We start from the raw sequence: 218 nt of genomic DNA, 5'->3' as shown, positions 1-218 counted from the left end.
CCGACGACGGCACCAACGGCTTTGAGCTATGGAAGAGCGACGGCACCGCAGCAGGTACGGTTTTAGTTAAAGATATCAGGTCTGGTTCGGGTAGCTCAAATCCCTCTAATTTAACCAACATCAACGGCACCCTGTACTTTGGAGCCGACGACGGCACCAACGGCTTTGAGCTATGGAAGAGCGACGGCACCGCAGCAGGTACGGTTTTAGTTAAAGAT

At 52.8% G+C, this 218-nt stretch carries 1 protein-coding gene; it reads left to right on the top strand.

Annotated elements, in window-relative coordinates; genetic code table 11:
• On the top strand, positions 1 to 218 hold a 218-nt coding region (locus tag LKK83_RS29420), incomplete at both ends, for an ELWxxDGT repeat protein (protein WP_324635025.1).

The organism is Phormidium sp. CCY1219 (genome assembly GCF_035615515.1).
In the GTDB taxonomy this organism is placed as follows: domain Bacteria; phylum Cyanobacteriota; class Cyanobacteriia; order Cyanobacteriales; family Laspinemataceae; genus CCY1219.
The sequence above is the reverse complement of the archived record's forward strand: the minus strand, read 5'-3'. Positions and strand labels throughout refer to the sequence as shown.